This is a genomic window from Bradyrhizobium genosp. SA-3 (assembly GCF_004212635.1).
Taxonomy (GTDB): domain Bacteria; phylum Pseudomonadota; class Alphaproteobacteria; order Rhizobiales; family Xanthobacteraceae; genus Bradyrhizobium.
In genome coordinates this window covers 1-23,327 of record NZ_PSRT01000077.1, presented here as the reverse complement: position 1 = coordinate 23,327, position 23,327 = coordinate 1, and the positions used below count along the sequence as shown (strand labels likewise).

Sequence of the window (23,327 nt, the reverse complement as noted above, 5' to 3'; positions counted from 1 at the left end):
TGGACTGAGTAATGACACGCATCGCCGTCGGCGGCTTCCTGCACGAGACCAACACCTTCGCTCCGACGAAGGCGACGTTCGCGGACTTCCAGCACGGCGGCGGTTGGCCGGCGATGACTGAAGGTTCCGACGTGCTGAAGGTGATGCGGCGCATCAATGTCGGTCTCGCCGGCTTCGTCGACAGCGCTGAAGTGAACGGTTGGAAACTCACTCCAACGATCGCCTGCGGTGCGAGCCCGTCGGCGCATGTCACCAAGGATGCTTTCGAGCGCATCGTGAAAGTCATGGTGGACGGCATCGCAGCCGCCGGTCCGCTCGATGCCGTCTATCTCGACCTGCACGGGGCGATGGTGACCGAGCACCTCGACGACGGCGAAGGCGAGATCCTGGCGCGCGTGCGCCGCGTCATCGGCAAGGATGTTCCGCTCGTCGCGAGCCTCGACCTGCACGCCAACGTCACGCCCGAGATGATCGAGCATGCCGACGCGCTGATCGCCTACCGCACCTATCCGCACATCGACATGGCTGCGACCGGCCGCGCCTGCGCAAGACATCTGGCGCTGCTGCTGAAGACCAAGCAGCGCTTCGCAAAGGCGTTCCTGCAATTGCCGTTCCTGATCCCGATCAGCTGGCAGTGCACCAACGACCAGCCGACCCGAGGCATCTACGAAAAGCTCGCCGCGCTGGAGAGCGATACGATTCCGACGCTCTCCTTCGCACCGGGCTTCCCCGCGGCCGATTTCCGCGATTGCGGGCCGAGCGTGTTTGCCTATGGCAAGACACAAGCGGACGCCGATCGCGCGGCGGATGCGCTTCTCAAGTTGATCGAAAGCCACGAGGACGATTTCGACGGCAAGATCTGGTCGCCCGACGAATGCGTGCGCCATGCAATGGAGCTTTCCAGGAGCGCGAGCAAGCCGATCATCATCGCCGACACCCAGGACAATCCCGGCGCTGGCGGGGATTCCGACACCACAGGCATGCTGCGCGCGCTGGTACGCAACAAGGCAAGCGCCGCGACGGGGGCGATCTACGATCCGGTCTCGGCCAAGGCGGCGCATGCAGCCGGCGTCGGCGCCACCGTGACGCTGTCGCTTGGCGGCAAATCCGGCATCCCCGGCGACGAGCCCTATCGCGAGACCTTCGTGGTCGAGAAATTGTCCGACGGCCGCTTCGTCGCGCCCGGTCCTTATTACGGCGGCCGCGAGATGGAGATGGGTCCCTCCGCGTGCCTGCGCATCGGCGACGTCCGCGTCGTCGTCTCCTCGCACAAGGCGCAGCTCGCCGACCAGGCGATGTACCGCTATGTCGGCATCGAGCCGACGCGAGAGAAGATCCTGGTCAACAAGAGCTCGGTGCACTTCCGCGCCGATTTCGAGCCGATCGCCGAGAAGCTGCTGATCTGCGCCGCCCCCGGCGCGATGCCGGCCGATACCGCCACCCTGCCCTGGACGCGCCTGCGCACGGGCATCCGCATCAAGCCGAACGGCCCCGCCTTCCATCCCCCATCACGCTAACCGGACAGGACACATGCCCACGATCGAGCGCATCGACGGCTATGCCGACGAACTCACTGCTATCAGGCGCGACCTCCACGCCCATCCCGAGATCGGCTTCGAGGAAGTGCGCACCTCCGGCATCGTCGCCGACAAGCTGAAGAGCTGGGGCATCGAGGTGCATCGCGGCCTCGGCGGCACCGGCGTGATCGGCGTCATCAAAGGCAAGGGTTCGAGCGGCAAGCGCATCGGCCTGCGCGCCGACATGGACGCGCTTCCGATGGAGGAGAACACCAATCTGAAATGGAGCTCGAAAATCCCCGGCCGCTTCCACGGCTGCGGCCATGACGGCCACACCACCATGCTGCTCGGCACCGCGCGCTATCTCGCCGAGACCCGGAATTTCGACGGCACCGTGCATTTGATCTTCCAGCCGGCCGAGGAAGGCCTTGGCGGCGCCCGCGCGATGATCAAGGACGGCCTGTTCGAGAAATTCCCCTGCGACGAGCTCTATGGGCTCCACAACGCGCCCGACCTCAACCACGGCGAGATCGCGATCCTGCCGGGCCCGGCGATGGCCAGCGCCGATTTCTTCGACCTCCGCATCACCGGCTACGGCGCGCATGGCGCGATGCCCGAGCGCTCCAAGGACGCGGTGATCATCGCGACCACGCTGGCGCAGGCGATCCAGACCATCGTCAGCCGCAACGTCGAGCCGCTGCAGGCCGCCGTCATCTCGATCACGCAGATCCATGCCGGCTCCGCCTACAACGTCATCCCCGGCGAAGCGCATCTCTGCGGCACCATCCGCACCTTCTCGGACGAAGTTCGCGCCCTGATCAGCGAGCGCATCCGCACGATCTGTGCCGGCATAGCAGCTGCGTTCCAGTGCACGATCGAAGCCGACATCCGCGACACTTTTGGCGTCCTGATCAACCAGGTTGAGCAGTCCAAGGTGGTCGAGGAGGTCGCGCGCACAGTGGTCGATCCCGCCAACGTGATCACCCGCGCCCAGCCGAAGATGGGCAGCGAGGATTTTGCCGACATGCTGCAGACCATTCCCGGCGCCTATTTCTGGGTTGGCCACGACGGCTCGGTGCCCGTGCACAATCCCGGCTTCGTGCTCGACGACAAGATCCTGCCGATCGGCGCCAGCATGTTCGCCCGCATCATCGAGACCCGCATGCCGGTGGGTAGCCATGCATAAAAAGAGCGCCGAAGAGACGGTCACCTCCCTGCATGATCTGTCCGCGGTCGATCTGATCGCGGGCTATCGCGCCAAGCAGTTCTCGCCGAGCGAGGTGCTGGAGGACGTGCTTGCGCACGTCGCGGCGTGGGAACCGCATCTGAAAGCGCTCTATGCATTCGACCCCGAGGCCGCGCGCGAGGCCGCGAAGGCCTCGACCGCGCGCTGGAGCGGCGGCGAGCCGTCCGGCGCGCTCGACGGCGTGCCTGTCACGGTGAAGGACAATATCGCAACCAAGGGCGTGCCGGTGCCGCTGGGCGCAGCCAGCGTCAAGCTGGTGCCGGCCGAGAAGGACGCGCCTCCCGCCGCGCGGCTGCGCGAGGCCGGTGCGATCATCTTCGCCAAGACCACCATGCCCGATTACGGCATGCTGTCCTCCGGTCTCTCCAGCTTCCACGCGCTCGCGCGCAATCCCTGGGACCTCTCCAAGAACCCCGGCGGCTCCAGCGCGGGCGCCGGTGCTGCCGCGGCAGCCGGGTATGGTCCGCTGCATCTCGGGACCGATATCGGCGGCTCGGTGCGCCTGCCCGCGGGCTGGTGTGGCCTCGTCGGGCTGAAGCCGAGCTTCGGCCGCGTGCCGATCGACCCCACCTATGTCGGCCGCGTCGCCGGACCGATGACCCGCACGGTCGATGATTGCGCGCTGATGATGAGCGCGATCGCCAAGCCCGACCGGCGCGACGGCATGAGCCTGCCGGCCGAGCCCCTCAACTGGAAGGGGCTGGGGAAGTCTCCGCGCAAACTGCGCATCGGCTTGATGCTCGATCCCGGCGTCGGCCTGCCGCTGGACAAGCCGGTGCGCGAGGTCGCCGTGAAGGCGGCCAAGGCGTTCGAATCCGCCGGCGCCGTCGTCACCGAGGTCGACGGCATTCTCACGCGCGAGATGCTCGACGGCCTCGACAATTTCTGGCGTGCACGGATGTGGGACGATCTGTCCAAGCTGACGCCGCCCGAGCAGGCCAAGGTGCTGCCCTATATCTTCAAGTGGGGCAATTCCGGCGCAAAACTGTCCGGCGTCGACGTCATCCGCGGCTTCAACCAGACCATGGGGATCCGCGCAGCCGCAGGAAAACTGTTCTGCGAGATCGACTATGTGATCTCGCCGACCGCCCCGAATGTGAACTACCCCGCGGAATGGGCCTCGCCCACCAACGATCCGATGAAGCCGTTCGAGCACATCGCCTATACCGTGCCGTGGAATATGTCGGAGAACCCCGCGATCTCCCTCAACGGCGGCTTCGATGCCAAGGGTTTTCCCATCGGCGTGCAGATCGTTGGCCGCCGCTTCGACGATATCGGCGTGCTCGGCATGGCCAAGGCCTTTGAAGGTCTGCGCGGCCCGCAGCAGCCCTGGCCAAGTCCGCCGGCAAAATAGCAGCAGTTCAGTCATTCCGGGTTGCGCCCTCTTGGCGCAAGCCCGGAATCCATTCATCGGCACAACTGGTGCGGAGAGATGGATTCTCAGGCGCAATTGCGCACCGTAGCTCGCGCTTCGCGCGCCCCGGAATGACGTGCTAGAGAGAACGACAAAGAAACCAGGGAAGGAAACCGCCATGGCGTATGAGACGATCAAATACGAGGTCGCCGAGCAGATCCTCACCATTACGCTGAACCGGCCCGACAAGCTCAACGCCTTCAACGCGCAGATGCAAGCAGAGCTGATCGACGCGTTCGACGCCGCCGACAAGGACGACAATGTCCGCGCCATCATCGTCACCGGGGCCGGCCGCGGATTTTGCGCGGGCGCCGATCTTTCGTCCGGCGCTGACACATTCGACCGCGACGCGCGGCGTGGCCCGGTGAAGCGGTTCGCCGACGGCAAGGTCGATTACAGCGATCCGCAGGTGCGCGATGGCGGCGGTCAGGTCACGCTACGCATCTTCAAATGCCTGAAGCCGGTGATTGCCGCCGTGAACGGTCCCGCGGTCGGCATCGGCGTCACCATGCAGCTGGCGATGGACATCCGCATCGCCTCGGATGCCGCGCGCTTCGGATTCGTGTTCTCCCAGCGCGGCATCGTGCCGGAGGCCGCCTCGAGCTGGTTCCTGCCGCGCATCGTCGGCATCTCGCAGGCCTTGGAATGGTGCTATTCGGGCCGCGTCTTCCCGGCGCAGGAAGCGCTCTCCGGCCGTCTCGTCAGCAAGGTCGTCTCGCCCGATGATCTCCTGCCAACCGCGCGCGCACTTGCCAAGGAATTTGCCGCCAAGACCGCGCCGGTCTCGATCGCGCTGATCCGCCAGATGATGTGGCGCATGATGGGCGCAGACGATCCGATGGAGGCCCACAAGGTCGACAGCCGCGGCATCTACACCCGCGGCCGCTCCGACGATGTGAAGGAAGGCGTGGTGTCGTTCCTGGAGAAGCGTCCGGCGCAATTCAAGAACAAGGTGTCCAGCGATATGCCGGACTATTTCCCGTGGTGGACCGAGCGGGAGTACAAATAGCGCTCTCGTAGGGTGGGCAAAGGCGCTCTTGCGCCGTGCCCACCATCTACCAGCAACCGAAACCAGAATGGTGGGCACGCTTCCGCCTTCGCTCTCCGAGCTACGGCGGACAAGTCGCTTTGCCCACCCTACGGCACCTACAACACCGTCAATCCATCACCAGCGCGACGCGCCCAATCGCCTTGCGGTCGATCAACAACCGCATCGCCTTTGCATAGTCTTCCAGCGGCAGGCGATGCGAGACGTTCGGGCGCAGCTTGCCCTCCTCCGCCCATTGCAGCAGCGCCTTCAGGCGAATCTCCCCGAGCGCGGGATTTCTTCGCACCGCTTCGCCGGCGCGCACCCCTAGCACGCTGGCGCCCTTGATCAGCAGCAGATTGGTCTTTGCCGAGCCGATGCCGCCGGTGAAGCCGATCACCAGAAGCCGCGCGCCCCAGGCGATACAACGCATCGAGTCTTCGAAAACCTGACCGCCGACGGGATCGAACACGACGTCCGCGCCGCGGCCGTCGGTGATGCGCTTGACGGCATCGCGAAACGGCTCGCGATCGTAGCGGACGAGATGATCGGCGCCGCGCGATTTCGCGATCGCAAGCTTCTCGTCGCTGGAGGCAGTCGCGATCACGGTCGCGCCCAGCATCTTGCCGATCTCGACGGCCGCAAGGCCGACGCCACCGCCGGCGCCATGCACCAGCAGCACCTCGCCCGGCGCGACCCGGCCACGATCGATCAGCGCATGATAGGCCGTGCCGTGGCCGGCGAGATAGGTCGCAGCCTCCGCATAGTCGAACGTGGACGGCTTAGCGGTGAGCTGCGACGGCGTCACCACGGCTTCATCCGTGAAGGCGCCGTGGCGCATCTTCACGATGACCTTGTCGCCGACGGCAACGCCCCTCACGTCGGCCCCCACTTCGATGACGTCCCCGGCAGCTTCCATGCCGGGCGTAAACGGCAGCTCCGGCTTGAGCTGATATTCGCCCGCCGCCATCAGCACGTCGGGAAAGTTCAGGCCGGCGGCGCGGATCGCAACGCGCACCTCGCCGTGCCCAAGCGGCGGCGACGGAAACTCTTCCAGCCGCAATGTCTCGGGCGCCCCGAGCGCGCGGCAGACGACAGCGCGCACCATCAGGCCGCACTCGCCTTTTGACGCTGCAGCGCCTCACGGATCAGCGGCAGACGGTCGTTGCCGAAATACATGTCGGTCTTGCCGACGAAGATGGTCGGCGAGCCGAACCCACCGCGCGCGACGACCTCCTCCGTATTCGCCTTGAGCTGGTCCTTGATGCCCTGCTCTGCGATGCCGGCGAAGAATTTCTGCTCGTCGAGGCCGACCTTCCTGCAGATGTCGGCCAGCACCGCGTCCTGCGAGATGTCCTTGTCCTCGCCCCAATAGGCCTCGAACACGGCGGTGGCGAACGGCACCATGTCCTTGCCGAGCCAGATGCAGCCACGCATCGCCTTGACGCTGTTCACCGGAAACACCGTCGGCGGCATCTTGATCGACAGGCCTGCCGAGCGGGCCCAGTCGGCGAGGTCCTTCTTCATGTAGCGCGCCTTCAGCGGCACCGGCTTCTCCCGCTGCGCATAGACGCTCGGATTGACGGTGTTGAAGATGCCACCCACCAGGATCGGCCGCCAGATAATCTCCGCGCCAAGCTCTTTCGCGAGCGGCTGGATGTTGTGGAAGGCGAGATAGGTCCAGGGGCTGGAACAGTCGAAGAAGAATTCGATCATGGCGTTTCCGGTCCGGCGTCGCGGGTTTGACGACTTTTGTCGTTCTGTACCTCGACGTTAAGACATGGCAGGAAGGGGCGCAACACAACCCGCCGGGAGGCCGCCATGCTGTTTCCAACCACGATCGCCGGCTCCTTGCCGAAGCCGGAATGGCTCGCCGAGCCCAACATGCTCTGGGCGCCCTGGAAGTCGCAGGGCGAAGAGCTCTCGCGCGCCAAGCGCGACGCGACACTGATCTGGCTGAAGATCCAGGAGGACGCCGGCATCGACATCGTCACCGAGGGCGAGCAGGCCCGCCAGCATTTCGTGCACGGCTTCCTGGAGAAGATCGAAGGCATCGACTTCGCCCACAAGGTCGAGATGGGCATCCGCAAGGACCGCTACAAGGCGATGGTGCCGCAGGTGGTCGCCCCGCTCCGGCTCAAGGGCCGCGTTCATGCCGACGAGGCGCGCGTCGCGCGTTCGCACACGAAGAAGAAGCTGAAATTCACACTGCCCGGCCCGATGACCATCATCGACACGATTGCGGACCGTTATTACGGCGACCGCGTCAAGATGGCGTTCGCCTTCGCCGAGCTCCTGAACGAGGAAGCCAAGGCGCTCCAGGCCGACGGCGTCGATCTCGTGCAGTTCGATGAGCCCGCCTTCAACGTCTATATGGACGAGGTCAACGACTGGGGCATCAAGGCGCTGGAGCGCGCGGCGCAGGGCCTCAGCTGCGCCACCGCCGTGCACATCTGCTACGGCTACGGCATCAAGGCCAACACCGACTGGAAGGAGACGCTCGGCAGCCAGTGGCGGCAGTATGAGCAGATCTTCCCGGCGATCGATGCGAGCCCGATCCAGCAGGTTGCGATCGAGTGCCGCAATTCGAAGGTGCCGCTCGACCTGCTGGCGCTGCTCAAGAGCAAGATCGTGCAGGCCGGCGTGATCGACGTCGCCAGCGACACGGTGGAGACCGCCGAGGACGTCGTGGAGGTGATCGAGGCGGTCTCGAAATTCCTGCCCAAGAGCAACATCATCGCCACCACCAATTGCGGCATGGCGCCGATGCGCCGGGAGATCGCGGAAGCCAAGCTGATGGCGCTCGGCGCCGGTGCGGCGCTGGCGCGCGAGAAACTCGGGTGATGGCAAGGGCGGGCGCTGCGCTAAGGCAGCGCCGTCGGATGCAACACTGGCGCGTAGCCGGAGTTCAATGTGCGCAGCGTTGAGGGCGGCGTCAGCAACGCCGCTTCGCCAAGCTGACGCTCGACCGCGCTATAGCCCGCCGGTGACCACAACAGCGCCTTGCCCTGCGTCACCAGAAAACTCTCTTCGCCTTGCTGAACCATCGCACCTTCGGGAAGCTGGTCCAGCGGCACCAGCAGCGCGTGCAGCCGCTTCCTGCCGTGATCGAGCCGCTCGTGATGCAGCACCGTGTCGATGTCGTGCATGCGGACGCCGTGCACGCGATTGCCCTTCTCCCATGCGGCTCGGAAGCGATTGGCATCGTCGCGGCGGCAATAGAAGCAGGGGCGATGGCCGGCAGCGAGCGCAGTGGCCTCGTCCAGGAAGAACAGCTCGGTCCAGCTGCGCTGTGCCATCACCTCGCGGCGCCGGCCGCGGAATTCGCAAGTGCAGGTGAGCCAGGCCGGCGATGACCAGCGCTTCTTCAGCAGCGTCTTCGTCGCGGGATCATGGATGATGCCGCGGTTGCCGGTGAACAGGCCACGATGCGGGGTGGCGATGATGTCGCCTGTCGGCGTGACGCGGTTTTGCAGGGGCATAGTGCGGGTCCACTCCCTCTCCCCGTTCTTACGGGGCCGCGACGAGCTTCGCTCGCGCTGAGAGGGTCGGGGGTGAGGGGCTGCTTCCGCAAATTCGGTGACAGTAGGACTCGCGGAGGGTCCCCCTCACCCGCGCCTTCGGCGCGACCTCTCCCCGCAAGCGGGGCGAGGTGGAGAAAACTCACGCCGCCCCGTCGCGGAGCGGCGGGTGGTAGGACAGCGCGGTGTCCCAGGGGAAGAAGATCCAGGTGTCCTGTGATACTTCCGTGATGAAGGTGTCGACTAGCGGACGGCCCATCGGCTTGGCGTAGACCGTGGCGAAATGCGCATCGGGCAGCATCTCGCGCACCAGCTTGCCCGTCTTGCCGGTGTCGACGAGATCGTCAACGATCAACAGCCCTTTGCCGGTGCCACCGCCGAGCTTCATCGCCGCCTCGGAAATACCCTTGAGGACCTGGAGCTCACCCTGCTTGTTATGCTCGTAACTGGCGATGCAGACCGTATCGATGACGCGCACGCCGAGCTCGCGCGCCACGATCGCGGCCGGCACCAGGCCGCCACGGGTGATCGCGATCACCGCATGGAACGGGCCGACCTCGTTGAGCCGCCAGGTCAGCGCCCGGCAATCGCGGTGGAACTGGTCCCACGAGACCGGGAAGGCCTTGCCCGCCCGCTCCTGCGCGCTCAGTTCCGGTGCTTCACCAGCCATTGTCGTCTCCTGCTTCGTAAAACGTCCAGCAAGCCGGGCGCTTTAGCGGGTGATGTTCAATCCCGCCAGCATTTCCTTCACCGCCGCCATCGCCGCCGCGAGCTTGTCCGCATCGCGCGAGCGCACCACGAGATTGGTGTTGGGCCTCTGCGCTTCGTCCATGAAGGGATAGCTGCCGATGATGGTGTCGGGATGGGCGGCCGCGATCGCGCGCAAGGGGCTGCCGATGTCACCCTCGCGCGCATTGGCGCGGACCGATTCGGAGAGCATGCGCACGCCGGATTTCAGCTTGGGCGAGACGATGTCCATCATCGCCTGCATGATCGAGGGCACACCGGCCATCACGATGACATTGCCGATCTTGAAGCCGGGGGCGAGGATGGTCGCGCTCTGGATCAGCTCGGCACCATCGGGGATGCGGGCCATGCGCAACCGGGCCTCATTGAGATCCTGCTCGCTCCAGCGCTCGCGGAAGCGGGCGACCACCTCCGGATGATGATCGATGCCGACACCGAAGGCCTTGGCGACGCTGTCGGCAGTGATGTCGTCATGGGTCGGGCCGATGCCGCCAGTGGTGAAGACATAGGTGTAGCGTTGCCGCAGTGCATTCAACGCGGCGATGATGTCGTCCTCCTCGTCGGAGACGATCCGCACTTCCTTCAGGTCGATGCCGATATTGGTCAGATATTCGGCGATGAAGCCGATGTTCTTGTCCTTGGTCCGGCCGGACAGGATTTCGTCCCCAATGACCAGAATGCCCGCCGTGACGATCTCGCTCATAAAACTGTCCCTCACCTGTGGCGCCGACTTTGCCGAGGTAACGCGTTCAAGTCACGCGGTTTTGCTGCCGAAATAAGCAGTCCTCAGCCATTTTTTCAGGCAAGCCGCCGGGCATCCCCGGCAAATGCCCATCCTCCATGCTTATCGCGCTGGCCCGCCCCTTGCTACCACATGAAAGTCATGCACTCTTGCCGCATGGCCAGGGAGACAAGTCGGGATCTATGGCAGTCGCGTTTGATGAAATGAATATTCCCGGCGGGGACCTTCGCCCTGCCTATCAGGAGCTGGCGCGCTGGCTCAAGGAGACGCCTCCCGAGGCGCTCGAATATCGCCGCCAGGAGGCGGAGCTCCTGTTTCGCCGCATCGGCATCACCTTTGCGGTCTATGGCGAAGCCGAGGCGACCGAGCGCCTGATCCCGTTCGACGTGATCCCGCGGATCATGTCCGGCAAGGAATGGGCGCTGCTGGAGAAGGGCCTGAAGCAGCGCGTGCGCGCGCTCAACATGTTTCTGCGCGACATCTATCATGGCCGCGACATTCTTCGCGCCGAGATCGTGCCCGACGATCTGATCTTCCAGAACCCGGTGTTCCGTCCCGAGATGAACGGCCAGCAGGTGCCACACGACGTCTACGTGCACATCGCCGGCATCGACATCGTCCGGGTCGACGCAGAAGACTTCATCGTGCTCGAGGACAACGCGCGGACGCCCTCGGGCGTGTCCTACATGCTGGAAAACCGCGAGATCATGATGCGGCTGTTTCCGGATCTGTTCGCTCGCCACAGGGTGGCGCCGGTCGAACGCTATCCAGACGAGCTGCTCGCCGCGCTCCGCTCGGTCGCGCCGCAGAGCGCCTCGGGCGAGCCGACCGTCGCCCTGCTCACGCCCGGCGTCTACAACTCGGCCTATTACGAGCATTCCTTTCTCGCCGACAAGCTCGGCATCGAGTTGGTCGAGGGGCGCGACCTCATCGTCAAGAACAACGAAGTGTTCATGCGGACCACGGAAGGGTTGAAGCGGGTCGACGTGATCTATCGCCGTGTCGACGACGACTTCCTCGATCCTCTCACCTTCCGCCCCGATTCCGTGCTCGGCGTGCCCGGCCTGATGTCGGCCTATGCGGCCGGCAACATCACGCTCGCCAACGCGGTCGGCACCGGTATCGCCGACGACAAGGCGATCTACTCCTACATGCCCGATATCGTGAAATTCTATCTCGGCGAGGAACCGATCCTGAAGAACGTGCCGACCTGGCGCTGCCGCGAGCCGAAGGATCTCGCCTATGTGCTGGACAATCTCGGCGAGCTCGTCGTCAAGGAAGTCCATGGCTCCGGTGGCTACGGCATGCTGATCGGCCCCGCGGCGACCAAGGCCACCATCGAAGCCTTCCGCGAGAAGCTGAAGCGTGAGCCGGAAGGCTTCATCGCACAGCCGACGCTGGCGCTCTCGACCTGCCCGACCTGCACGGCGTCAGGTCTCGCGCCACGCCATGTCGACCTGCGGCCCTTCGTGCTGACGGGGAGCAAGCGCACCACGATCGTGCCGGGCGGGCTGACACGCGTCGCACTGAAGGAAGGCTCCCTGGTGGTAAATTCGAGCCAGGGCGGCGGCACCAAAGACACCTGGATTTTGGACGAGTAGAGAGATGCTGTCGCGTACCGCCGAAAACCTCTACTGGCTCGCCCGCTACGTCGAACGGGCCGAGTATCTCGCGCGCACCATCGATGCGACGCTGCGCGTCACCGCGCTTCCCGCCGCTTATATCGGCAAGACCAATGAATGGGACTCGGCGCTGCTCACCGCCGGCGTCGCCGCAAGTTTCTATCAACAATATGAGGAAGCCAACGAGGACAACGTCGTCGACTATCTCTCGTTCTCGGCGGACAACCCGTCCTCGATCAGGAATTGCATCGAGGCGGCGCGGCTGAACTCGCGCTCGGTGCGCACCGCGCTCACCAGCGAGATGTGGGACACCATCAACTCGGCCTGGATCGAGCTTCAGGCGGTCTGGAGCAAGGGCACCTCGACGCGCGAGGACCTCGCCAAATTCCTGCGCTTCGTGCAGGAGACCTCGCTGCGCTTCGACGGCTCGGCCTACCGGACCATGCTGCGCAACGACGCCTACTGGTTCTCGCGGATGGGCGTGCATCTCGAACGCGCCGACAACACCGCGCGCATCCTCGATGTGAAGTATCACGTGCTATTGCCCGAGGAGGAGCATGTCGGCGGCCCGCTCGACTTCTATCAGTGGAGCTCGATCCTGCGCTCGGTCTCGGCGCTGACCGCCTATCACTGGGTCTACCGCGAGACCCTGAAACCGTGGCTGATTGCAGACCTGCTCATCCTCAACGACACGCTGCCGCGCTCGCTAGCAAGCTGCTACGGCAATCTCGTGCGCAACCTCGACCAGATTGGCGTCGCCTATGGCCGCCAGGGCCCGGCCCAGCGCCACGCCCGCGGCATCCGCAACCGGCTGGAACACAGCAATATGAACGACATTTTCCAGCACGGCGTGCATGAATTCATTCAGGAATTCATCGCGGACAATTCCAGGCTGGGCGAAATCATCACGAAGCAGTATTTGATCTGATGTTCCCCGACTGACGAAATGGGATACCGTCATGGCCGGGCTACAGCGCGAAGCGCGTCTTCGCGCTAGACGTCCCGGGCATCCACGTACTTGCTTTCGCGCGACGAAGAAGAACGTGGATGCCCGGGACAAGCCCGGGCATGACGAGCTTCTTTGCGGCGACAGTCGGGCCTAAACCACTAACGACACGGTCCACCATGCGCCTGCGAATCCAGCACACCACGACCTATCGCTACGAGCCGCCGGCCAGCAGCGTGATCCAGATCCTGCGCATGACTCCCGGCAGCCATGACGGGCAATACGTGGCGGAATGGCAGATCGACGTCTCGACCGACACCAAGCTCGACACCCACGAGGACGCGTTTGGCAACGTCACCCATGTGCTGTCCTGCGGGCCCCTCAGTGACATCAAGATCACCGCCGAGGGCCTGATCGAGACCCACGATACCGGCGGCGTGCTGCGCGGCACGGACGAGCGCTTTCCGGCCGGCATGTTTCTGCGCGCAACCGACCTCACCATCGTCAATCCGGCGATGATCGCGGTTGCGCGCCAGTTGCGCAGCGAGGCCGAGAGCGACACGCTGGGCTTCCTGCACACCTTGATGACGCAAATCAGTGATCACATGACCTTCGACGAGGACCCGACCAACAGCGGCACCTCGGCGGCCGAAGCCTTCGCGCTCAAGCGCGGCGTGTGCCAGGACTACGCGCATATCTTCATCGCCTGCGCGCGCAGTGGCGGCGTGCCGGCACGTTTCGTCTCCGGGCACTTTCTGCGCTCCGACGGCACTGTGCACCAGGAGGCCGGCCATGCCTGGGCGGAGGCCTATGTGCCCGATCTCGGCTGGGTCGGCTTCGATCCCGCCAACAGCATCTGCGCCACCGACGCCCATGTCCGCGTCGCCATCGGGCTCGACTATCTCGGCGCAGCCCCCGTGCGCGGCACCCGCTACGGCGGCGGCACGGAGACGCTGGCGGTGGCGGTCAAGGTCGAGCAGGCCGGCCGCGGCGGGCAATCGCAGTCACAGTGGCAGAGTTAGCTGTCATTCCGGGGCGCGACAACGTCGCGAGCCCGGAATCCATTCATCCACTAACTCTGCGGCCCAATGGATTCTCAGGTGCGCAATCGCGCACCGTAGCTCGCGCTGGCGCGCGCCCCGGAATGACAGCCGGGCTCGGGGAATCGGGGGTTTCATGCTCCCCCGAAATTGGCTAGTAATTCCGCGCAAACGCGTTCGGGGACTGGAAATGACCTATTGTTGCGGAATCCTGGTTCGGGACGGTCTGGTGATGATCGCCGATACCCGCACCAATGCCGGACTCGACAACGTCTCGACCTTCCGCAAGCTGCACATCTTCTCCAAGCCCGGCGAACGCATCATGGCGATCGCCAGCGCCGGCAACCTCGCCATCAGCCAGTCGGTGCTGTCGACGCTGACCGAAGGCCTGGAGGACCCCGACACGGGCGAGGTCGAGACGCTGATGAACGCGCCGACCATGTTCCAGGCGGCCCAGCGCATCGGCCGGGCGATCCGGGCGGTGCACGCGACCGAAGGACCGGCGCTGAAATCCGAGGATGTCTCCTTCGACGTCTCCTTCCTGTTCGGCGGCCAGATCAAGGGCTCCCGGATGCGCCTGTTCATGATCTACACCGCCGGCAATTTCATCGAGTGCACCACCGACACGCCGTACTTGCAGATCGGCGAGCACAAATACGGCAAGCCGGTGCTCGACCGCGCCATGCATTACGACGTCGAGCTCTACGAGGCGCTGAAGACCGGCCTGATCTCGATGGACTCGACCATGCGCTCCAATCTCGGTGTCGGCCTGCCGATCGACGTGCTGGTGGTGCGCAACGACGCCTGCGAAGCCGATCTCAATCACCGCATCGAGGCGGGCGAGCCCTATTTCCACGATTTGCGCTCGCGCTGGTCGGCGGCGTTGCGCGCCGCGCATCAGAACATTCCGCGCCCGCCCTACAAGAACGAAAAAGAACCCAAAACCTGACAGCGAAAGAAAAGGCAGGAAACAATGAGTGAAACAAAGAAGATCGCAGTGGTGACGGGCGCCGGCACCGGTGTCGGGCGTGCGGCGTCGCTGGCGCTGATGAACGCCGGCTTCACCGTGGTGCTCACAGGGCGCCGGCTCGACATGCTCGAGGAGACAGCGAAGCTCGGCCCCGCGGGAAAAAGCCTCTGCGTCACCGCCGACATGACCAAGCCGGACTCGATCGCCGCGCTGTTCGACAAGGTGAAGGCCACCTATGGCCGCCTCGACGTGCTCTTCAACAATGCCGGCATGGGCGCGCCGGCCGTGAACTTCGAGGATCTCAGCCTCGAGCAGTGGCAGGCGGTGGTGAACACCAACCTCACCGGCCCGTTCCTGTGCACGCAGCACGCCTTCCGGATCATGAAGGACCAGACCCCGCGCGCGGCCGCATCATCAATAACGGCTCGATCTCGGCGCATGCGCCGCGACCGTTCTCGGCGGCCTACACCTCGACCAAGCACGCCATCACGGGCCTGACGAAAGCAAGCAATCTCGACGGCCGCATGTACGACATCGCGGTCGGCCAGGTCGATATCGGCAATGCGGCGACCCCGATGACCGACCGCATGGTCAACGGCCCCGGCGTGCTCCAGCCCGACGGCACCACCAAGCACGAGCCGCGCATGGATGCCAAGGCGGTCGGCGATGCCGTCGCTTACATGGCAAGCCTGCCGCTCGACGCCAACGTGCTGACCATGACGGTGATGGCGACCAAGATGCCGTTCGTCGGGCGGGGGTAATTAAAGAACGCGGCGCCTCCACAATCGTCATTGCGAGAAGCAATCCAGACTGCCCCCGCGGTGAGATTCTGGATTGCTTCGTCGCAAGGGCTCCTCGCAATGACGTGGAGAGAGCGGAGGCCCCCTACTCCAAACTCTCCACCTGGCGCAGGCTGGGGAACAGCTTCATCCACAAGAGCGCGACCGCGACCGTACAGACGCCGCCGAGCACGGCGGCGGGCATGGCGCCGAACAGGGCGGCGGTGAGCCCGCTCTCGAACTGGCCGAGCTGGTTCGAGGCGTTGATGAAGAGGAAGTTCACCGCGCCAACCCGGCCGCGCATCTCGTCCGGCGTCGATAGCTGCACCAGCGAGAAGCGGATCACGACGCTGATCGTGTCGGCCGCGCCCAAGACGGCGAGCGCAAGCACCGACAGCCACATCCAGGACGAGAGCGCGAACACGATCGTGGCGACGCCGAACACGATCACGGCCTGAAACATGCGCAGACCCACATGCCGCGAAATGGCGTGACGCGCCAGCACCATGGTCATCAACAGCGCGCCGACCGCAGGTGCCGCACGCAGCACGCCGAGCCCGACCGGGCCGGTCTGGAGGATGTCGCGGGCGTAGATCGGCAACAGTGCGGTGACGCCGCCGAACAGCACCGCGAACAGATCGAGCGAGATGGTGCCGAGGATCGCCGGATTGCCGCGGATGAAGCGAACACCGGCAAAGATGTTGTCCGAACTCGTCCCTTCCTTGGCGACCGCCTGCGGGCGCGGACGGATGAAGCCGGTCAGGATCATCCCAAGGATCCAGAACAGCACCATCACGGCATAGGCAAGATGCGGCGCCACCGCATAGGCAAAGCCTCCGAGCGCCGGACCCGTGATGGTCGCAACCTGCGCCGCGCCACTGGAGACCGCGGTGGCGCGCTGGAGCGAGCCCTGCGGTGCGATCAGCGGCAGCAGCGCCGCCGTGGTCGGGCTCTCGAAGGCGCCGGCGATGCCGAGCACGAAGGTCGCGATGAAGATCTGCACCTCGCCGACGGCGCCAAGATAGGTGATGAGGGCCAGATAGAGCGCGGTCGCCGCTTCCACGAGCTGGCAGAGCTGGACGACGCGCTTGCGCTCGTACCGATCGGCAGCGTGTCCAGCGACGAACACGAGCAGCGCGGTCGGCAGGAACTGGACGAGGCCGACCATGCCGAGATCGAAGGCCGAGCCGGTGAGATCGTAGATCTGCCAGCCGATCGCGACCGCCGCGATCTGGCTGGAAAAGCGCGACAGGCTGCGCGAGAGCAGGAAGAACAGGAAGGCGCGGTGGGCGAGGAGCGCGCAGGCACTGACCGGCCGACTGGCTGGTATCGGCTGCTCTGGCATCGCCTCTTGGATCGTCTCTTGGGTCACCCTCGGACCGTCCGCCCCCTAGTCTCGACGTGCTCCCGCGTGACTGAGGCGGACCGGCTTGTCAACAGCGGGACGCCTCCCGCATGTCCCGGCATTGCCTTTGCGACGCAGACGCGGCCATAATCATGGGGGCTTTGGGGACATCATGCTGCGCTTGCAATCGGCACTCGGCATTTTCGCATTGCTGCTGATCGCCTTCGCGCTCGCAGAAAATCGCCGCGCCGTCTCGTTGCGGCAGGCGGCGATCGGCCTCGCCGTCACCTTCGTCACCGCCATCGTCCTCCTGAAGTTACCCGTGGTCGCGCGCGCCTTCGGCGCCATCAACGACGCGGTCGGTGCGATCTCCGCGGCCTCGCGCGCCGGCTCCTCGTTCGTGTTCGGCTATGTCGGTGGCGGCCCCCTGCCCTTTGACGTGAAGGTGCCGGGCGCCGATTTCATCCTGGCGTTCCAGGCGCTGCCGATCGTGCTGGTGATGAGCGTGCTGACGACGCTGCTGTTCTACTGGCGGGTGCTGCCGCCGATCGTGCGGGGCATGGCTTGGCTCCTGGAGCGCACGTTAGGCGTCGGCGGCGCGGTCGGGCTGTCCACCGCCGCCAACATCTTCCTCGGCATGGTCGAGGCACCGCTGTTCGTGCGGCCGTATCTGAAGCAGATGACGCGCAGCGAATTGTTCCTGGTGATGACCGGCGGCATGGCCGGCATCGCGGGCACGGTGCTGGTGCTCTATGCGACGCTGCTTGCTCCTCTCATTCCTGATGCGGCCGCGCATTTCGTCATCGCCTCCGTGCTGGGCGCGCCGGCCGCGATCCTCGTCAGCCTGATCATGGTGCCGGAGACCTCAGACAGGCGCACCGGCGGCGCGCTGGAAAATCCCGAGATGGAGGTCTCCGGGACGATGGACGCGATCGTGAAAGGGACGAGTGCGGGGATCGAGCTGCTGATCAACATCGTTGCGATGCTGCTGGTGCTGGTGGCCCTGGTCTATCTCGTCAACGCCGTCCTCGGCCTGCTGCCTGATATCGGCGGCGCCCCAATCTCACTGCAACGGCTGCTGGGTCTGGTGATGGCGCCGGTATGCTGGCTGATGGGACTGCCATGGGACCAGGCGGTCACCGCCGGCAGTCTGATGGGCACGAAAACCGTGCTCAACGAATTGATCGCCTATGTCGACTTCTCGAAGCTGCCACCCGATACGCTCGATCCGCGCTCGCGCCTGATCATGCTCTACGCGATGTGCGGCTTCGCCAATTTTGCCAGCCTCGGCATCATGATCGGCGGCCTCGGCGTCATGGCGCCGGAGCGACGTGAGGAGATCAACGCGCTCGGGCTGAAGTCGATCGTGTCCGGCACGCTGACGACGTGCCTGATGGGCGCGGTGGTGGGGGTATTGGCGTAGGCTCTCTCTGCCCGTCATTGCGAGCGAAGCGAAGCAATCCAGAAATGCATCTGCGGAAACAGTTTGGATTGCTTCGTCGCATCAGCGCAAAATTGCTTCGCAATTTTGTCGCGAGCTCCTCGCAATGGCGACAGTTGAGCGCCTACGCCTTCAACTCCACCGTCTTGAATTCCGCCGGCAGGATCACCTCCAGCAATTCCACGTCGTCCGAATAATCCAGAATCATGTGCTTGATCTTCGGCGGCTGGGTCCAGGCGCTGCCTTCTTTCATCAAGGTCTCGCCCTGGCCGTCCATGTAGGTCTTCACCCAGCCCTTGAGCACGTAGACCATCTGGAAGTCGACGTCGTGGAAGTGCAGCTTCGACACCTCGGCCGGATTGCAGGGGCCTTGCAGGCGGATCACATGCGCTTGCGCGAGGCCGTGGGTCGCCTCGGCGATGCCGAGGTCGCGGTATTTGGCGTAGGCGCGCAGGCCGTCGGCTTTGAAGTCTTCCTCCCGGTGATGGCTGATCGCGATGCGCTGCTTGGGACGCGCGAGCTTCTTGGGTGCGGCAGTGCGGGCCTTCGCCTTCACCGCCTTGCGCGCCGAGGATCGCGCCGCTGCCTTGGCGCCGCTCCGCTTCTTCACCGCGGTCTTCGTTGCGGGTCGTGATGCCTTTTGCTTGGCCATTGTCTGCCTCCCTGATCTGAGCCGCGCACCGCCGGACGGGTGCAACCCGAAGGCAGATTATCCGGTCTTGGACGAGCCAGCAATTGCAGGGCTTAAGGCAAGTAACTCGACGACCCGATCGGTCGTAGCTTGTCCCAAGCTGTCGTGGCGAGCGGCCATCGTCTCGTATTCGTTCTCACGCTGAATTAATCTTGCCGGGAGATTCTGGGGGAATTGATTCATGGGCAACAGCGTAGGTCAGCGTGCATTTCAAAATGCCCGGCTTCAGAAACGGCAAAAGGCCGAAGTGTTGCCATTGCTCGGGCACGCACTCCAGCTGCACAAGATGGGGCTTCTCCCCGAGGCCCAGGCGGCCTATCGCCAACTCCTGCAGCTCGCGCCCAACCAATTCATCGCGCTGCATATGCTCGGCACTTTGGAGTCCGATGCCAAGAACTACCAGCAAGCCGAAATTCTGCTGAACCGGGCGGTTGCCGTGGATCCGTGATCTGCCGAAGCTCATATGAGCCTAGGCGTCGCGCTAAACGGGCTACGACGTCACGATGAGGCCCGCGAGAGCTATCGAAAGGCCCTCGCCTTGCGACCCAACTACGCCCTGGCCCTGTCCAATCTCGGCAACGCGAGCGTGGCCCTTGATCTCGTCCAAGAAGCGCTCGAGAGCTACGACAAGGGGCTCGCAATCAACGGCAACCTTGCCGAAGCCCACAACGGCCGGGGTTGGGCGCTCTGCCGTCTGCGCAACTACGACGAGGCTCTCGCAAGCTTGGACCGGGCGCTATCGATCAAGCCCGACTATGCGGCGGCGCTCGCGAACCGCGCCATCGCTTTACGGGAACTTCAGCGATTTGACGAAGCCCTGGCAGACGGCGATCGGGCAATCGCGCTGGCACCCAACGACGCGAATGGGTGGCTCGCGCGGGCCGGTGTCCTGCTCCAGATCCAGCAAATTGCCCAGGCATCGCACGATTGCGAGAAGGCTCTCGCGATGGCTCCCGATTCCATTCAAGCTCACTCGGTGCTCGGCCTTTGTCTCGCCGGACTTGGCCGAGTCGACGAAGCCCTCGCCAGTTTCGACCGAGCCCTTGACATCCAGCCTGACCTCCAGAGCGCGATCTCAAACAAGATATTCACGCTCGATTTTGTGCCGGACGCCAGCGTTGAGCAGCATCAGCGAGCGCGGCAAGTATGGTGGGAGCGGATCGGCGCGAAAATCGCTTCAGAAGCGGCGGGACCGCATGACAACGGCCGCGATCTGGATCGCCGTCTGGTGCTTGGCTATGTCTCGTCGGATTTTAACGCGCATTCGGCCGCGTTCGTTTTCAAGCCAGTCCTGCAACACCATGACCGGGCGCAGTTCGAGATCGTGTGCTACTCTTGTTCGTCAAAGGTGGATGCGACGACCAGCGAATTTCAAGGGTTCGCCGATCGCTGGCGCGACGCCTCGCAGTGGACCGACGATCGCCTCGCCGCCCAGATCCGCGCCGATGGCGTCGATATCCTGATCGATCTGTCCGGCCATACTAGAGGAAACCGGCTCGGCGTGTTTGCGCGCAAGCCGGCACCGATCCAGGTGCATGGTTGGGGCCACGGCACTGGCACAGGGCTGCCAACGATCGATTATTTGTTCTCGGACCCCGTCGCGATTCCTTTCGCGGTTCGGCATCTGTTTGCGGAGACCGTCGTCGACCTGCCGTGCTTCGTGACGCTGGCGCAACTGCCGGCCGGGATTGCTCGGGCGGAGGCGCCGGCGCTCTCGAACGGCTTCGTCACATTCGGTGTCTTCAACCGCATCAGCAAAATTTCGGACGAGGCGGTGGAAGTCTGGTCCAGGATTCTCGAGCGGGTGCCGGGTTCGCGACTTCTGATCAAGGATGTTGCGCTGGACGATCAACTGGTCCGCGACAATCTGCTGGCGCGGTTTGCAGCTTGCCGATTGCCGGCCGAACGCGTCGATCTGCTCGGAGCCACCTTGCGAAGCGAACATCTGGCATCGTTCAATCGCGTCGACATTGCGCTCGACACCTTCCCACAGAATGGCGGCGTCAGCACATTGGAAGCCTTACAGATGGGGGTGCCCGTGGTGGCGAAGCTCGGGACCAGTCTGCCCAGCCGTGCCGGCGGCGCCATCCTCACCGCGCTTGGCCTGCCGAACTGGGTCGCGGATGGCGATGAGGCCTATATCGAAATCGCAGCTAGCGGTGCAGCGCAGATCGGCGACCTCGACAAGTTGCGCCGCGAACTGCCCGGACAGATCGACGCTGCGGCCGCCGGCAATCCTGCCTCATACACGCGAGCGGTGGACGAGGCCTATCGCGCGATGTGGAAACGCTATTGCAACGGCAGCGTCTGATCTCTTCTCAATGCAGCCGGAACACGCCATCTACGGCGCGCAGCTCGGCCGGCTTGATCAGCTTGGAATGCGCTACCGTCACCGAGAATAAGGGCCCGTCAAGCTTCTCCTGCCAGAAGGCGAGGAAATCCTTCAGCGCCGGAAATTTCGGAAACATGTCGTAGTTCTGCCAGACGTACGTCTGGAGCAGCGAGGGATGATCCGGCATCCGATAGAGAATTTGCGCCGTCGTCAGCCCGTAACCCAGCATCTGTTTCCGGAAATCCTCGGAAACGCCCCCACTCCTCAGTCCCATGCCAAACCTCCTTTGCAGGAGCGCATTCAAGGGGCGGCCTGGTCGGTGTGTGCCTTACGAGCCACCCGGTACTGATGCGCTCACATGAGAGAAATGTGACGCAAACTGACAATTCATCTCAAGCCCAAAAGTTTAACAAGCTGTTGAAATTCAATGCGTTAGCAGCAGATGCAGCTCCGTGCTAATACGGGCCCGGCGCGCCGTTAACGATGGAAAAGAGATTCTGGCAGTCCGCGCTTCCGGGTGCTAATTTTTTTGCTAGAAGGCCTTGCCCCCGCAAAATTCCCGTTCTATTTCTGCCTCGCCCGTGCTAGCACTCGCGGGCAACGACTGCTAACCATCTAAAAATCCTCAACTCGTGCAATTGCTTAGGAGGACTGCATGAAATTCCGTCCGCTTCACGACCGCGTCGTGGTCAAGCGCATCGACGCAGAAGAGAAGACCGCTGGCGGCATCATCATTCCCGACACTGCCAAGGAAAAGCCCTCCCAGGGCGAAGTCATCGCCGTCGGCCCCGGTGGCCGCGACGAAGCCGGCAAGCTGATCCCGATCGACCTCAAGATCGGCGACCGCGTGCTGTTCGGCAAGTGGTCCGGCACCGAAGTCAAGATCGACGGCGAAGACCTGCTGATCATGAAGGAAAGCGACATCATGGGCGTCCTCGACGTCCCCGCTTCCAAGAAGAAGGCGGCCTAAGAGCCTCTCTTTCCCTCCAGTCAAACACCTCAAGGAAAATTCCAGATGGCAGCCAAAGAAGTCAAATTCTCGGTTGAAGCGCGCGACAAGATGCTGCGCGGCGTCGACATCCTCGCCAATGCGGTGAAAGTCACCCTCGGCCCGAAGGGCCGCAACGTTGTGCTCGACAAGTCGTTCGGCGCTCCGCGCATCACCAAGGACGGCGTCACCGTCGCCAAGGAGATCGAGCTCGACGACAAGTTCGAGAACATGGGCGCCCAGATGGTGCGCGAAGTCGCCTCCAAGTCCGCTGACGCGGCCGGCGACGGCACCACCACCGCCACCGTGCTCGCGGCGGCAATCGTGAAGGAAGGCGCCAAGTCGGTGGCCGCCGGCATGAACCCGATGGACCTCAAGCGCGGTATCGACCTCGCGGTCGAAGCCGTGGTTGCGGACCTCCAGAAGAACTCGAAGAAGGTCACCTCGAACGACGAAATCGCCCAGGTCGGCACCATCTCCGCCAACGGCGACGCCGAGATCGGCAAGTTCCTCTCCGACGCCATGAAGAAGGTCGGCAACGAGGGCGTGATCACCGTCGAGGAAGCCAAGTCGCTGGAGACCGAGCTCGACGTCGTCGAGGGCATGCAGTTCGACCGCGGCTACATCTCGCCCTACTTCGTCACCAACGCCGACAAGATGCGCGTTGAGATGGACGACGCCTACATCCTCATCAACGAGAAGAAGCTCTCCTCGCTCAACGAGCTGCTGCCGCTGCTCGAGGCCGTGGTGCAGACCGGCAAGCCGCTGGTCATCGTCGCAGAGGACGTCGAAGGCGAAGCCCTCGCGACCCTGGTCGTGAACCGTCTGCGCGGTGGTCTGAAGGTCGCGGCCGTCAAGGCTCCGGGCTTCGGCGATCGCCGCAAGGCCATGCTGCAGGACATCGCGATCCTGACCGGCGGCCAGGCGATCTCGGAAGATCTCGGCATCAAGCTCGAGAA

20 protein-coding genes and 2 pseudogenes are annotated in these 23,327 nt (G+C 64.2%); 14 read left to right on the top strand and 8 right to left on the bottom strand.

Features of this window, described 5'->3' with window-relative positions; all coding sequences use genetic code 11:
• The first annotated feature begins 11 nt into the window (after positions 1–11).
• The 4 genes from CWO91_RS25285 to CWO91_RS25270 all read left to right on the top strand — a co-directional run bounded on the left by CWO91_RS25285 (position 12) and on the right by CWO91_RS25270 (position 5,186).
• Positions 12–1,517 carry a M81 family metallopeptidase gene (locus CWO91_RS25285; RefSeq protein WP_130217280.1) on the top strand — a complete coding sequence of 502 codons (1,506 nt, stop codon included), beginning with the start codon at positions 12–14 and terminating at the stop codon, positions 1,515–1,517.
• A 13-nt stretch (positions 1,518–1,530) separates the two neighbouring features.
• The gene (locus tag CWO91_RS25280; RefSeq protein ID WP_130217278.1) at positions 1,531–2,703 is read left to right on the top strand and encodes a M20 aminoacylase family protein; all 1,173 of its coding nucleotides are present in this window, start codon (positions 1,531–1,533) and stop codon (positions 2,701–2,703) included.
• Positions 2,696–4,117, top strand: coding sequence for an amidase (locus CWO91_RS25275; protein WP_130217276.1), 1,422 nt, complete (start codon positions 2,696–2,698; stop codon positions 4,115–4,117). Before CWO91_RS25280 ends, CWO91_RS25275 begins: the two co-directional genes overlap by 8 nt.
• Before the next feature lie 178 nt (positions 4,118–4,295).
• On the top strand, positions 4,296–5,186 hold the full coding sequence (locus CWO91_RS25270; RefSeq protein WP_130217274.1) for a crotonase/enoyl-CoA hydratase family protein: 891 nt from the start codon (positions 4,296–4,298) through the stop codon (positions 5,184–5,186).
• Between the two features lie 148 nt (positions 5,187–5,334).
• Here the strand turns inward: CWO91_RS25270 and CWO91_RS25265 are convergent, their stop codons facing one another.
• Both CWO91_RS25265 and CWO91_RS25260 read right to left on the bottom strand, forming a co-directional pair.
• On the bottom strand, positions 5,335–6,312 hold the full coding sequence (locus tag CWO91_RS25265; protein ID WP_130217272.1) for an NADPH:quinone oxidoreductase family protein: 978 nt from the start codon (positions 6,310–6,312) through the stop codon (positions 5,335–5,337).
• On the bottom strand, positions 6,312–6,920 hold the full coding sequence (locus CWO91_RS25260; RefSeq protein ID WP_130217270.1) for a 2-hydroxychromene-2-carboxylate isomerase: 609 nt from the start codon (positions 6,918–6,920) through the stop codon (positions 6,312–6,314). Before CWO91_RS25260 ends, CWO91_RS25265 begins: the two co-directional genes overlap by 1 nt.
• Positions 6,921–7,025: 105 nt before the next feature.
• Here CWO91_RS25260 and CWO91_RS25255 point away from each other — a divergent pair, with 105 nt between their 5' ends.
• A complete protein-coding gene (locus CWO91_RS25255; protein WP_130217268.1) occupies positions 7,026–8,048 on the top strand; it encodes a methionine synthase in 1,023 nt (340 codons plus the stop codon).
• 20 nt (positions 8,049–8,068) lie between these two features.
• On the opposite strand, the gene CWO91_RS25250 is transcribed toward CWO91_RS25255, so the two are convergent.
• The 3 genes from CWO91_RS25250 to CWO91_RS25240 form a co-directional block, all read right to left on the bottom strand.
• On the bottom strand, positions 8,069–8,686 hold the full coding sequence (locus CWO91_RS25250) for a hypothetical protein (protein ID WP_130217266.1): 618 nt from the start codon (positions 8,684–8,686) through the stop codon (positions 8,069–8,071).
• 181 nt (positions 8,687–8,867) lie between these two features.
• Positions 8,868–9,395 (bottom strand): xanthine phosphoribosyltransferase, encoded by a 528-nt coding sequence (gpt, locus tag CWO91_RS25245; RefSeq protein WP_128932978.1) that lies wholly within the window; start codon positions 9,393–9,395, stop codon positions 8,868–8,870.
• A 42-nt stretch (positions 9,396–9,437) separates the two neighbouring features.
• Positions 9,438–10,175 (bottom strand): competence/damage-inducible protein A, encoded by a 738-nt coding sequence (locus CWO91_RS25240; protein ID WP_130217264.1) that lies wholly within the window; start codon positions 10,173–10,175, stop codon positions 9,438–9,440.
• 221 nt (positions 10,176–10,396) lie between these two features.
• Between CWO91_RS25240 and CWO91_RS25235 the strand changes: the two genes are divergently transcribed.
• The 5 genes and pseudogenes from CWO91_RS25235 (at position 10,397) to CWO91_RS25215 (ending at position 15,553) form a co-directional block, all read left to right on the top strand.
• Positions 10,397–11,815, top strand: coding sequence for a circularly permuted type 2 ATP-grasp protein (locus CWO91_RS25235; RefSeq protein ID WP_130217262.1), 1,419 nt, complete (start codon positions 10,397–10,399; stop codon positions 11,813–11,815).
• 4 nt (positions 11,816–11,819) lie between these two features.
• On the top strand, positions 11,820–12,764 hold the full coding sequence (locus tag CWO91_RS25230) for an alpha-E domain-containing protein (protein ID WP_130217260.1): 945 nt from the start codon (positions 11,820–11,822) through the stop codon (positions 12,762–12,764).
• A gap of 197 nt (positions 12,765–12,961) precedes the next feature.
• On the top strand, positions 12,962–13,804 hold the full coding sequence (locus CWO91_RS25225) for a transglutaminase family protein (RefSeq protein ID WP_130217258.1): 843 nt from the start codon (positions 12,962–12,964) through the stop codon (positions 13,802–13,804).
• Positions 13,805–14,012: 208 nt separating this feature from the next.
• Positions 14,013–14,771, top strand: coding sequence for a proteasome-type protease (locus tag CWO91_RS25220; protein ID WP_128932974.1), 759 nt, complete (start codon positions 14,013–14,015; stop codon positions 14,769–14,771).
• Positions 14,772–14,795: 24 nt separating this feature from the next.
• Positions 14,796–15,553, top strand: a pseudogene (locus CWO91_RS25215) (SDR family oxidoreductase).
• Positions 15,554–15,677: 124 nt separating this feature from the next.
• Here CWO91_RS25215 and CWO91_RS25210 read toward each other — a convergent pair.
• Positions 15,678–16,916: an MFS transporter gene (locus CWO91_RS25210; protein ID WP_130217304.1), complete on the bottom strand. Its 1,239-nt coding sequence runs from the start codon at positions 16,914–16,916 to the stop codon at positions 15,678–15,680.
• 172 nt (positions 16,917–17,088) lie between these two features.
• On the opposite strand from CWO91_RS25210, the gene CWO91_RS25205 reads away from it, so the two are divergent.
• Complete coding sequence (locus CWO91_RS25205; protein WP_130217256.1) at positions 17,089–18,339, top strand: NupC/NupG family nucleoside CNT transporter; 1,251 nt, start codon at positions 17,089–17,091, stop codon at positions 18,337–18,339.
• Between the two features lie 142 nt (positions 18,340–18,481).
• On the opposite strand, the gene CWO91_RS25200 is transcribed toward CWO91_RS25205, so the two are convergent.
• Positions 18,482–19,009, bottom strand: coding sequence for a cupin domain-containing protein (locus tag CWO91_RS25200; RefSeq protein WP_130217254.1), 528 nt, complete (start codon positions 19,007–19,009; stop codon positions 18,482–18,484).
• Positions 19,010–19,229: 220 nt separating this feature from the next.
• Between CWO91_RS25200 and CWO91_RS25195 the strand changes: the two are divergent.
• Positions 19,230–21,359: pseudogene (locus CWO91_RS25195) on the top strand (tetratricopeptide repeat protein).
• A 7-nt stretch (positions 21,360–21,366) separates the two neighbouring features.
• On the opposite strand, the gene CWO91_RS25190 reads toward CWO91_RS25195, so the two are convergent.
• On the bottom strand, positions 21,367–21,654 hold the full coding sequence (locus CWO91_RS25190; RefSeq protein ID WP_091888885.1) for an usg protein: 288 nt from the start codon (positions 21,652–21,654) through the stop codon (positions 21,367–21,369).
• 381 nt (positions 21,655–22,035) lie between these two features.
• On the opposite strand from CWO91_RS25190, the gene CWO91_RS25185 reads away from it, so the two are divergent.
• Together CWO91_RS25185 and groEL are read left to right on the top strand one after the other, a co-directional pair.
• A complete protein-coding gene (locus CWO91_RS25185) occupies positions 22,036–22,350 on the top strand; it encodes a co-chaperone GroES (protein ID WP_091888887.1) in 315 nt (104 codons plus the stop codon).
• Positions 22,351–22,395: 45 nt separating this feature from the next.
• Positions 22,396–23,327 (top strand): chaperonin GroEL (gene groEL / locus CWO91_RS25180; RefSeq protein WP_130217252.1); only part of this gene is annotated, 932 nt, incomplete at its 3' end.

Bases quoted from the DNA above. Each gene is read 5' to 3' on its own strand.
- CWO91_RS25250 (WP_130217266.1), bottom strand. From the start codon at position 8,686: ATGCCCCTGCAAAACCGCGTCACGCCGACAGGCGACATCATCGCCACC.
- CWO91_RS25285 (WP_130217280.1), top strand. From the start codon at position 12: ATGACACGCATCGCCGTCGGCGGCTTCCTGCACGAGACCAACACCTTC.
- CWO91_RS25230 (WP_130217260.1), top strand. From the start codon at position 11,820: ATGCTGTCGCGTACCGCCGAAAACCTCTACTGGCTCGCCCGCTACGTC.
- CWO91_RS25260 (WP_130217270.1), bottom strand. From the start codon at position 6,920: ATGATCGAATTCTTCTTCGACTGTTCCAGCCCCTGGACCTATCTCGCC.
- CWO91_RS25225 (WP_130217258.1), top strand. From the start codon at position 12,962: ATGCGCCTGCGAATCCAGCACACCACGACCTATCGCTACGAGCCGCCG.
- CWO91_RS25220 (WP_128932974.1), top strand. From the start codon at position 14,013: ATGACCTATTGTTGCGGAATCCTGGTTCGGGACGGTCTGGTGATGATC.
- CWO91_RS25255 (WP_130217268.1), top strand. From the start codon at position 7,026: ATGCTGTTTCCAACCACGATCGCCGGCTCCTTGCCGAAGCCGGAATGG.
- gpt (WP_128932978.1), bottom strand. From the start codon at position 9,395: ATGGCTGGTGAAGCACCGGAACTGAGCGCGCAGGAGCGGGCGGGCAAG.
- CWO91_RS25235 (WP_130217262.1), top strand. From the start codon at position 10,397: ATGGCAGTCGCGTTTGATGAAATGAATATTCCCGGCGGGGACCTTCGC.
- CWO91_RS25280 (WP_130217278.1), top strand. From the start codon at position 1,531: ATGCCCACGATCGAGCGCATCGACGGCTATGCCGACGAACTCACTGCT.
- CWO91_RS25265 (WP_130217272.1), bottom strand. From the start codon at position 6,312: ATGGTGCGCGCTGTCGTCTGCCGCGCGCTCGGGGCGCCCGAGACATTG.
- CWO91_RS25275 (WP_130217276.1), top strand. From the start codon at position 2,696: ATGCATAAAAAGAGCGCCGAAGAGACGGTCACCTCCCTGCATGATCTG.
- CWO91_RS25270 (WP_130217274.1), top strand. From the start codon at position 4,296: ATGGCGTATGAGACGATCAAATACGAGGTCGCCGAGCAGATCCTCACC.
- CWO91_RS25185 (WP_091888887.1), top strand. From the start codon at position 22,036: ATGAAATTCCGTCCGCTTCACGACCGCGTCGTGGTCAAGCGCATCGAC.
- CWO91_RS25205 (WP_130217256.1), top strand. From the start codon at position 17,089: ATGCTGCGCTTGCAATCGGCACTCGGCATTTTCGCATTGCTGCTGATC.
- CWO91_RS25210 (WP_130217304.1), bottom strand. From the start codon at position 16,916: ATGCCAGAGCAGCCGATACCAGCCAGTCGGCCGGTCAGTGCCTGCGCG.
- CWO91_RS25240 (WP_130217264.1), bottom strand. From the start codon at position 10,175: ATGAGCGAGATCGTCACGGCGGGCATTCTGGTCATTGGGGACGAAATC.
- CWO91_RS25200 (WP_130217254.1), bottom strand. From the start codon at position 19,009: ATGGCCAAGCAAAAGGCATCACGACCCGCAACGAAGACCGCGGTGAAG.
- CWO91_RS25190 (WP_091888885.1), bottom strand. From the start codon at position 21,654: ATGGGACTGAGGAGTGGGGGCGTTTCCGAGGATTTCCGGAAACAGATG.